The sequence below is a fragment of the Mycobacterium sp. E3298 genome (assembly GCF_001666895.1).
Classification (GTDB): Bacteria; Actinomycetota; Actinomycetes; order Mycobacteriales; family Mycobacteriaceae; genus Mycobacterium.
On the sequence record NZ_LZJB01000048.1, the window covers coordinates 26,149 to 36,419 of the forward strand.

Here is a 10,271-nt window from a genome sequence, read left to right on the forward strand (position 1 = left end):
AGTCTTAAACGGACGGCCTCGTAATTTCGGCTGTCGGCGCGTCATCAACGTGACCGCCACCGTGCAGCAGTAACGAACGCACCATCGGACGGGGTCCCTCCGCCCGCAGCATCTGGCTCGCGGGCCGCGGCCGAACTACCTGGGGCCACCAGAACCAGCGGCCGAGCAGGGCGGCGATGGACGGGGTCATAAACGAGCGGACGATCAGGGTGTCGAACAACAGCCCCAGGCCAATGGTGGTACCCACCTGACCGATGATGCGCAAATCGCTAACCACCATTGCGGCCATCGTGAATGCGAACACCAGGCCCGCGTTCGTCACGACCTTACCCGTACCGCCCATCGCACGAATGATGCCGGTGTTTATACCGCCGGCTATTTCCTCTTTCATCCGAGATACCAGCAACAGGTTATAGTCGGAGCCCACAGCCAAAAGCACGATCACCGACATAGGCAGCACCATCCAGTACAACTGGATGCCCAAAATATATTGCCAGATCAGTACGGACAGCCCGAACGACGAGCCGAGCGAAAGCGCCACCGTTCCGACGATAACCAGCGAGGCCACGAAACTTCGCGTGATGATCAACATGATGATGAAAATGAGGCAGAGTGCACCCACTCCCGCGATGAATAGATCGTAGGTGGAACCGTCGCGGAAATCCTTGAATGTCGACGCGGTACCGGCGATATAAATTTTTGACGGCTCCAGGGGGGTCGTCTTGAGCGCCTCCTCGGCCGCCGTCCGTATCTTGTCGATACGGTCGAGGCCCTCGGGTGACGCGGGGTCGCCCTTATGGGAAATGATCAATCGCGCGGCTTTACCGTCCGGGGACAAGAACTGGCTCATCGCACGCTTGAAGTCTTCGTTCTTGAAGATGTCGGGTGGGAGAAAGAAGGAGTCATCGTCCTTCGCGGCATCGAACGTCGCCCCCATGGCGGTGGCGTTCTCTTTCTGGTTGTTCATCTGGCCGAGCGTTCCGTTCATGGTGCTGTAACTCGTCAGCAACATGTCGCGCGCGTCCTCGGCAATTGCAATCGACGGCGGGAAAATCTCGAGCAACTGTGGCAACAGCGCATCCATCTTGTTCAGTTCCACGATAAGCTCGTCGAGCTTATCGCTCAGCGTGTCGATCCCGTCGGCCGTCTCGAAAATATTCCTAAAAGCCCAGCAGATGGGAATGTCATAACAATGCCGTTCCCAGTAGAAATAACTTCGTATTGGCCTGAAGAAATCTTCAAAGTTGGAAAAGTTATCGCGGAGTTCGGAGAGGACATCGCGCATTTCTTTGGTTTTGCCGATTGAGTCGTGCGTAATAGCTGTGATCTGTTTTTGCAGTGCATACATGCGCTTCATCATCGAGATTTGATTAGACAGTACGTCCGCCTGCTTGAGCATATCTTCCGTGCGTGCTTTCATATATTGCTGATCTTGCTGCATTACGGAATATTGCATTTGCATCAAGAAAGGTATTGATGTGTGCTGAATCGGAGTGCCCTCGGGCCGGGTTATGCCCTGTACGCGAGAGATACCGTAAACTTTAAATATCGCCTTGGCCAGTCTGTGCAGCACCAGAAAATCCGCAGGATTACGCATATCGTGATCCGACTCGATCATCACGATCTCGGGCATCATTCGTGATTGGGAGAAATGACGATCAGCGGCCGCGTACCCCACGTTGGCGGGAATGTCGTTGGGCATGTACAGGCGGTTGTTGTAGCTCGTTTGGTAACCCGGCAGCGTCACGAGACCGACCACGGCGACCGCGATCGTCGCAGCGAGAATGGGCAAGGGCCAGCGGACGATCGCCGTTCCGATCCGCCGCCATCGACCGAACGCGAGAACCCGCTTCGGGTCGAACAGTCCAAAGCCACTTCCGATCGTGATAACCGCCGGAACCAAGGTGAGCGCGATCACCACCGCCACGAGCATGCCCACGGCGCACGGCGCACCCATGGTCTGGAAGATGGGCATCCGTGTGAAGCCCAGGCACATCATCGCTCCGGCGATCGTCAAACCAGAACCCAAGACAACGGGAGCGACCGCGCGGTAGGTAGTGTAGAAAGCAGTTTCCCGGTCGTCACCGGACTGGCGCGCTTCTTGATACCGGCCGAAGAAGAAGATCGCGTAGTCAGTTCCGGCCGCCATCGCGAGTGCCACCAGCAGGTTGACGGCAAAAGTCGATAGTGCGACGAGACTATGGTCGCCAAGGAACGCGACGATTCCCCGGGCCGCCAACACTTCGATCCCGACCGTCACCAATAACAGGATCACGGTGATGACCGAACGGTAGACGAAGAGCAGCACCACAAAAATGATCAGCGCGCCCACCGCAGTCATCTTGAGAATGGATCTGTCACCAGCCTGCTGCATATCCGATAAGAGGGCAGACGGACCGGTGACGTAAACCTTGAGTCCCGGAGGGGGAGTTGAACGCGCGATGATACTGCGAACCTCGGCTATGGAGTCTTGACCGAGCGTGGTGCCCTGGTTGCCGGCCAGGTTGAGTTGCACGTAGACGGCCTTGCCGTCGTCACTCTGCGCACCCGCCGCCGTCAGCCGGTCTCCCCACAGATCCTGTACATGCTCGACATGCTTCGGATCGGCCTTCAGTGCGCGAACCAATTGATCGTAATATTTGTGGGCGTCGTCCCCGAGTCGCTGTGGTCCCTCCAGCACGACCATCGCAATGCTGTCCGAATCGGACTCCTTGAAGTCCTTGCCCATGCGCTGCATGGCCTGCACCGCCGGTGCATCTGGTGGAGCCAATGGCACGGAGTGCTCTCTTCCGACCGTCTCCAACCAGGGAACACCGAATGTAACCAGCAGGGTCAGGGCCACCCACGCCAGGACGATGAGCACCGACAGCCGGCGGATGCTCCGCGCGACGAAAGGGGCTCGCATGTATTCGGTGCTCATGCGGCACTCAACCGCCAGGCGGTAGCGACCCGCAGTCGGTGCCGGATCAGGGCAGCCTCGATCACACCGTCCACTTCGGCGCAGCGACGAATGCCGACTTTGTTGTCCTGTGTCACGATGTTCCCCACGGTCGCGGTCCCTGTGCTGAAGGTGGAAGTTCGGCGTTACAACGGCTGTTTGAGCAACAACGAGCGCACCAACGGACGGGGGCCTGTTGGCCGAAGTAGTGAGCTGGCGGGTCGCGGACGCACGCGCTCCGGCCACCAGAACCAGCGTCCCAGTAGCGCGGCGACGGAGGGCGTCATAAATGCGCGCACCACCAAGGTGTCGAACAGGAGCCCTAACCCGATCGTTGTGCCCGTCTGGGCAACGCTGCGCAGGTCGCTGACCCCCATGGATGCCATGGTGAACGCGAACACCAGGCCCGCATTGGTGACAACCTTACCGGTCCCAGCCATCGCCCGGATGATGCCGGTGTTGATACCGGCGGCAAGTTCCTCTTTCATCCGGGACACCAGCAGGAGGTTGTAGTCCGAACCCACCGCCAAAAGGACAATCACGGACGTCGACAGCACCGTCCAGTGCAGTTGCAGGCCGAGAAGATACTGCCAGACGAGCACGGAGAGCCCGTAGGAAGCGCCCATGGAAAGCAGCACCGTACCGACGATGACCAGCGCCGCAATGAAACTTCGCGTCATGATCAGCATGATGATGAAAATGAGGCAGATCGCGGCGACACCAGCAATCAAAAGATCCCATTTTGAGCCGTCCACGATGTCTTTCGTTATCGCCGCGGTGCCGGTGAGATAGACCTTGGCGTCCTCCAACGGGGTTCCCTTGAGTGCCTCCTCGGCTGCGGTTCTAATGGGCTCCACACGCGAGAGGCCTTCGGGCGTAGCGGGGTCGCCCTTTTGCGAGATGAGCATGCGGACATCTCGTCCGTCCGCCGACATAAAGATTTTCTCGACCCGCTTGAAGGCCTCCGAGTCGTTGATGATGCCGGGCGGCAGGTAGAAAGAATCCTCATTCCTGGACGCGTCGAACGCCTGCCCCATCGCGGCCGAATTGTTGCCCTGGGATTCCATCTGGCCCAAGACGCCACCCATGGTGCTGTGCATCGTCAGCATCATGGTCCGCATGCTCTGCATGCTTTCGATCATGGGCGGCAGCAGCACGACCATCTGCGGCAGCAGAACGTCGAGTTGATCCAGGTCCGCCACTAAATCTTTGAGCTTATCGGTTATTGCATCGACGCCGTCGAGCGCGTCGAATAACGATCGGATCGAAAAGCAAACGGGAATATCGTAGCAGTGCCGTTCCCAATAGAAGTAACTGCGGACCGGCCTGAAGAAATCTTCGAAATCGGAGATCTTGTCGCGCAATTCGTCTGTAATCTCTTGCATCTCATGCGTCTTGCCGACCATATGGTGGGTGGTCGCGACCAGTTCCTTCATCAGGCCATACATGTGCTGCATGATCTGGATCATTCTTGCCAGCTCTTCGGCCTGCTTGAGCATGTCGTCCATGCGGTCCTTCTGGAACGCCATGTTCACCTGCTGGCTCGCCTGCGACATGCTCACGATCCAAGGGATCGTCGTGTGCTCGAGCGGGATCCCCTCGGGGCGGGTTACCGACTGCACTGTGGAAACGCCCGGCACCGCAAGAACGGCCTTCGCCACCTTATTCAAGACGATCATATCCGCCGGATTGCGCAGATCGTGATCGCTCTCCAGCAGCAGAATCTCCGGCATCATCGTTCGCGACTGGGGAAAATGTCGCTGCGCGGCAGCATTCCCCACACTGGCGGGAATGTCAGCGGGGATGAATTTCTGATCGTCATAGCTGGGTTTGTAATTCGGCAGGGTCAGCAGACCGATGAGGGCTACCGCTAGCGTTGTGACGAGAATGGGTGCCGGCCAACGAACGATCGTCGTGCCAATCCGCCGCCAGCGATGCGTCGTAATCACCCGTTTCGGGTCGAATAGGCCGAAACGGCCGCCGACCACGAGAAGTGCTGGCGCGAGCGTGAGGGCAACTAGAACCGCGACAGTGATGCCGATGGCGCAGGGAATGCCCAGAGGCTGGAAATAGGGCAACCGAGTGAAGTTGAGGCAGAAAACCGCCCCGGCGATCGTCAGGCCCGAAGCCAACACAACCTTGGCCACACTGCCGAACGTGGTGTAGAAAGCCGTTTCCCGGTCCTCGCCGGCCTGACGCGCTTCCTGGTATCGCCCGACAAAGAATATGCCGTAGTCAGTTCCCGTCGCGATGACCGCGGCAACTAGCAGGTTGACGGCGAATGTGGTAAGGCCCAACAGCTGGAGATGACCAAGGAAAGCCACTAGTCCTCGCGACACCTGCAATTGGAGCCCGACCATCAGCAACAAAAGAATGACCGTCGTGATCGACCGGTAGACGAGCAGCAGGGTAATGAAGATCACCGCAAGGCTGGTGACGGTGACCAGCATGACGGTCTTTTGACCGGCGATGTTCATGTCCGCAACTGTCGGCGCGGGGCCCGTAACATAGGCCTTTAATCCATTCGGCGGCGGCGTCCGCGCAACTATTTGTCGAACTGCTGCCACCGATTGGTCCCCCGAGGCCCCGCCTTGACTTCCGGCAAGTTGGACCTGCACATACACGGCCTTCGAGTCGGAACTTTCCGCGGCTTTCGACGTGACCGGATCGCCCCAGAAATCTTGGACGTTCTGCACGTGCTTATCGGCGCGCAACTCACGAACCAAATGGTTGTAGTAATTGTGCGCGTCGTCACCCAGAGGTTGCTGACCCTCCAAGACGATCATCGCCAAAGCGCCCGAATTGGTTTCCTTAAAGTCCTTGCCCAAGTGCTCCATCGCCTTAAACGACGGCGCGGCAACGGGACTCAGCGAGACTGCATTCGCCGCCTCGACCTTCTCCAGCGGGGGAACGCCGATCGCCACGATGACTGCGATCCCCAACCATCCCAAAATAATGGGTATCGAAAGTCTATGGATCATTCGCGCTGCGAATGGTGGCCTTGTGGGTTGAGAAGCCGTATGCACGTCGGTCATGTGGCCGTCAACATGCAGTAGGTGAAGGCGTTCAATTCGTGCGAAACCCTTTCGGCTTTTACCACTCCGTCGACCACGATACGGCAGCCCAGCGTGTCGCTATTGCCCTGTGCCACAACGTTCCCCAAGATTGACGGCAGCGTCGTCGAAATATCGAAGGACCAGGGCACGGGTTGTTCGTTAACGTGTACCGGGTTGCCATCGACGTCGAAATAACTGATGTCGGCAGTGGTCCCCGGCGGTCCGAAGATTTCGTACCTGATGTGCTTGGGGTTGAAAGGCTTGGTGTCTTTGATCCTGGTGTCGGCGTACGACTCGCGCTTCTCGGAGCCAAAGATGCCGTGCAACCGCGACACGGTCAGTCCTCCTGCGGCGACCACTGCCACTATGAGCAACGGGATCCAAGACCGCTTTAACGCGGCAATGATTCCATTTCGGCGGTGACGGTACCTCTGAGGCGCAGCTAGTCCCGGAGATCCGGTCGAGGACCGGCGACCAACGCCCAAAATGCCCCGTCGGCGACCAGGCGGCTGGCCGCTGTCTCGGCCTTCCGTCGCGCTACCGGGCCGGGCCCGCACGTCGGGTTCGGTCACCGCACCCCCTTCTGCCCATTCTCACGTCTCTTGATTATTCCGTCGGCCCGAACAAGCTGTTACATATTGGTTTGATCGCGTACGCCAGGTGAGGGCGCTCCGAATGCGGTGTACCTCGCAGACTAGTCGTGCTTCGGCACCTCATGCGAGCCCCGCCCCCGGGGAGCGCGACCGAGTCTTCATGAGTAAACCACGCCAGCGGTCTCCGTATCAGACCTTCGACAAGGAGATACGGGATCGTAATGCATACCGCATGCGTAACGGCACTTTTCGGTTATCGCCCCGCCGGGTTCAGCGGGCCCGCGCCCGCTGCCAATTTCGGTGTCCGAACGGTGCTCGCCCGCCCTCGGTCCGCCCGGCGGCCAAGGTCTGTTCTGGATCGGCGGACCCAGCAAGCTAACGACTATCGGCGCGGGTAGTCAATGGGTTTCGCCGCCGCGATTCGGTGGCGGGCCGCGGGCGCCGGCCGGCGCTTCTGCGGGGTGGCTTTGCGCCAGTTTTCGTGGCCCCGTTGGCCACCGGAAGGGGCTCGCCTCGTGGTGATTTTCCCGGGGGCTCGAGCCCCGGTATCCTGACTAACGACAAGCACCCAAAAATCCATCGTCCTTGAAGGCCGACCTTGCCCAATTGCGAGCCGCACCGGTGAGCCATTACCGCAGGTCACAGCAGCCAACGGCGGCCGCTGCGCAGCCCTGTACCCGCCCAATCTTTAGGGCACGTTAAGAGCCTGACGGGTCACCCCGGGAACTTTGTCCAAACCTCGGACGCGCGCTAGTGGCTCCAGTATGGTTTGGAACCGTTCCACTCATGTCAACTAGCAGCTTGGAGAACTGTGAGCATCAATCCGTTCGACGACGACAACGGCAGTTTTTTCGTCTTGGTGAACGACGAGGAGCAACACAGCCTCTGGCCGGCCTTCGCCGACGTTCCAGCCGGCTGGAAAGTGGTCTACGGCGAGGCGGATCGCGCTGCGTGTTTGGAATACATCGAACAAAATTGGCCCGACATTAGGCCAAAGAGCCTGCGAGACAGACTCGCAACGGGCCGGGGTTTTGACCAGTAACGAGTCGGGGTATGGGGCGGGTGAAGCTTTGGGGGAGTCGATGGAAGTTGGTGATCACACACTTCCGCTGACGCGGGGCCAGCTTGACATCTGGCTGTCGCAAGAAACGGGCTATGTCGGCACGGAGTGGCAGCTCGGCCTGTTGATCAAGATCGAGGGTTCGCTCGATCGTGATGCCCTCCAGCGGGCGATCACCCAAGCGGTCGCCGAGGCCGAACCGGGCCGGGTCTCGTTCTTCGAGATCGACGGCCACGTCGTGCAGAAGCCGATCGATTACCCCAACGTAGAGCTGACGTTCCACGACTTGACGTCGCTGCCCGACCCCGTCGGAGAAGCGCGGGCGATGGCGTCGTCGATCCAGCGCACCCCGATGGCATTGAACGGTCAGCTGTTCCAATTCGTGTTATTCAAAACGGGGGCCGCTGAATTCTATTTGTTCGGTTGCTGCCACCACATCGCAATCGATGGATTGGGTATGGCGCTGGTATGCCGTCGAGTTGCGACGATATATTCGGCGATGATGGCCGGGAAACCCATTCCCGATGCCTATTTCGGCTCGGCGCAAGATTTGGTCGACATCGAATCCGAATATGAAGCGTCTGCCGACTATCAAGAAGACCAGGCGTATTGGAGCAACAACCTTCCGCCGGAGACCGCCTGGGTCGATCGCCCGGCCGAGGCCGCGGGCGGCAAGGACCACTACTCGCCGTCCGCGTCCGTCCAGCTGGACCCGTCGGTCACCACCCGGATCAAGGAGCTGTCCAAGAAGCTGGGCATCCGCCGGTTCTCCGTCACCACCGCGGCCTGCGCGCTCTTGGTGCGGGCGTGGTCGGGCAGCGGTTCGCAGGTGGCGCTCGACTTTCCGGTGAGCCGGCGGGTGAGCCAAGCGTCGAAGACGCTTCCCGGGATGTTCGCCGGGGTGGTGCCGCTGGTCTTGGACACGTCGCCCACCGCCACGGTTGCCGACTTCTGCAAACACGTCGACACGCGAATTCGGGAGCTGTTGCACCACCAGCGATTCCCCGTGCACACCCTCGAGACCGACGGCTTGCGGCAGGCCGCGAATCGGGTCGGCATCAACTTCCTGCCCATGCGGCTCACCCTCGACCTCGCCGGTTCGCCGGCGACGGCGAGTTACACCAACCACGGGCCCGTGGGGCATTTCAGCCTGTTCTTCCTCGGCGCCGGTGACCAGCTTTTCCTCAGCACCGCGGGTCCGGGCCAGCCGTTCGCGGACTTCGGCGTGGCCGACCTGGCGGCGCGGATGCAGCAGGTGCTGGAGGAGATGACGGCCGACCCGGAGCGATGGCTGTCCTCGGTCGACCTGTTGGCCGCCGACGAACCGGCCCAGCTCGACGAGTGGAGCAATCGGGCGGCCCTGACCCAGCCGGTGCCCGAGCCGGTGTCGATCCCGGCGGCGTTCACCGAACACGTGCAGCGGGCGCCCGACGCCTTCGCCGTCACCTGCGCCGCCAAGTCGTTGACGTACGCCGAGCTCGACGAGGCCTCCAACCGGCTGGCGCACCTGCTGGCCGGACACGGCGCGGGACCCGGCGAGTGCGTGGCGGTGATGTTCCCCCGCTGCACCGATGCGATCGTGGCGATGCTTGCCGTCCTCAAGACAGGTGCGGCCTACGTGCCGATCGACCCGGCGCACTCCGCGGCGCGCATGGAGTTCGTGCTCTCCGACGCGGCACCCAACGCGGTGATCACCACCGCGGACCTGCGTTCGCGGCTGGACGGGCGCGACGACCTGTTGGTCGTCGACGTTCACGACCCCGCCGTCGAAACCCAGCCCAGCACGGCGCTCCCCGACCCGGCGCCGCAGAACATCGCCTACATGATCTACACGTCCGGGACCACCGGAACGCCCAAAGGCGTTGCCATTCCTCATCTCAACGTCACGTGGCTGATCGAGTCGCTCGACGAGGGCCTGCCCAAGGGGAACGTGTGGACGCAATGCCATTCCGCGGCCTTCGACTTCTCCGTGTGGGAGATCTTCGGTGCGCTGCTGCGCGGTCGCCGGCTGCTGGTCGTCCCCGAGTCCGTGGCGAGCTCCCCGGATGAGCTCCATGACCTGCTGGTCGCCGAGAAGGTCAGCGTGCTCACCCAGACCCCGTCCTCGGTGGCGATGCTGCCGGCGGACGGGCTGGAGTCCACCGCCCTGGTGGTGGCCGGCGAGGCCTGCCCGGCCGACGTGGTCGACCGGTGGGCGGCGCCCGGCCGGGTGATGCTCGACGCCTACGGCCCGACCGAGACCACGGTCTGCGCCTCGATCAGCAAGCCGCTGACCCCCGGAACCGGTGTGGTGCCGATCGGTTCACCGATATCCGGCGCGGCGATGTTCGTCCTCGACAAGTGGTTGCAGCCGGTGCCGGCCGGCGTGGTCGGCGAGCTGTATCTGGCGGGCCGCGGCGTGGGAATCGGCTACATCCGCCGCGCGGGCCTGACGGCTTCCCGGTTCGTGGCCAACCCCTTTGGCGGTCCCGGCGCGCGGATGTACCGCACCGGCGACCTGGTCTGCTGGGGCGAGGACGGGCAGCTGCAGTACTTCGGCCGCTCGGACGAGCAGGTCAAGATCCGCGGCTACCGCATCGAGCTCGGCGAGATCCAGTCGGTGCTCAAGGGCCTCGACGGGGTCG

General features: G+C 61.3%; 5 protein-coding genes. 2 read left to right on the plus strand and 3 right to left on the minus strand.

The features are described 5' to 3' along the window. Positions 1–4 precede the first annotated feature (4 nt). From A9X05_RS01810 to A9X05_RS01820, 3 genes are all read right to left on the minus strand, one after another. Positions 5–2,920 (minus strand): RND family transporter, encoded by a 2,916-nt coding sequence (locus tag A9X05_RS01810; RefSeq protein ID WP_067778794.1) that lies wholly within the window; start codon positions 2,918–2,920, stop codon positions 5–7. A 164-nt stretch (positions 2,921–3,084) separates the two neighbouring features. Continuing rightward, positions 3,085–5,973 carry an RND family transporter gene (locus A9X05_RS01815; protein WP_067778797.1) on the minus strand — a complete coding sequence of 963 codons (2,889 nt, stop codon included), beginning with the start codon at positions 5,971–5,973 and terminating at the stop codon, positions 3,085–3,087. Then, the gene (locus A9X05_RS01820) at positions 5,970–6,398 is read right to left on the minus strand and encodes an MmpS family protein (protein ID WP_067778812.1); all 429 of its coding nucleotides are present in this window, start codon (positions 6,396–6,398) and stop codon (positions 5,970–5,972) included. The genes A9X05_RS01815 and A9X05_RS01820 overlap by 4 nt, the downstream gene beginning before the upstream one ends. A 1,000-nt stretch (positions 6,399–7,398) precedes the next feature. On the opposite strand from A9X05_RS01820, the gene A9X05_RS01825 reads away from it, so the two are divergent. After that, a complete protein-coding gene (locus A9X05_RS01825) occupies positions 7,399–7,629 on the plus strand; it encodes an MbtH family protein (protein ID WP_067778800.1) in 231 nt (76 codons plus the stop codon). Positions 7,630–7,669: 40 nt separating this feature from the next. Next, on the plus strand, positions 7,670–10,271 hold a 2,602-nt coding region (locus tag A9X05_RS01830; RefSeq protein ID WP_156736200.1), incomplete at its 3' end, for an amino acid adenylation domain-containing protein.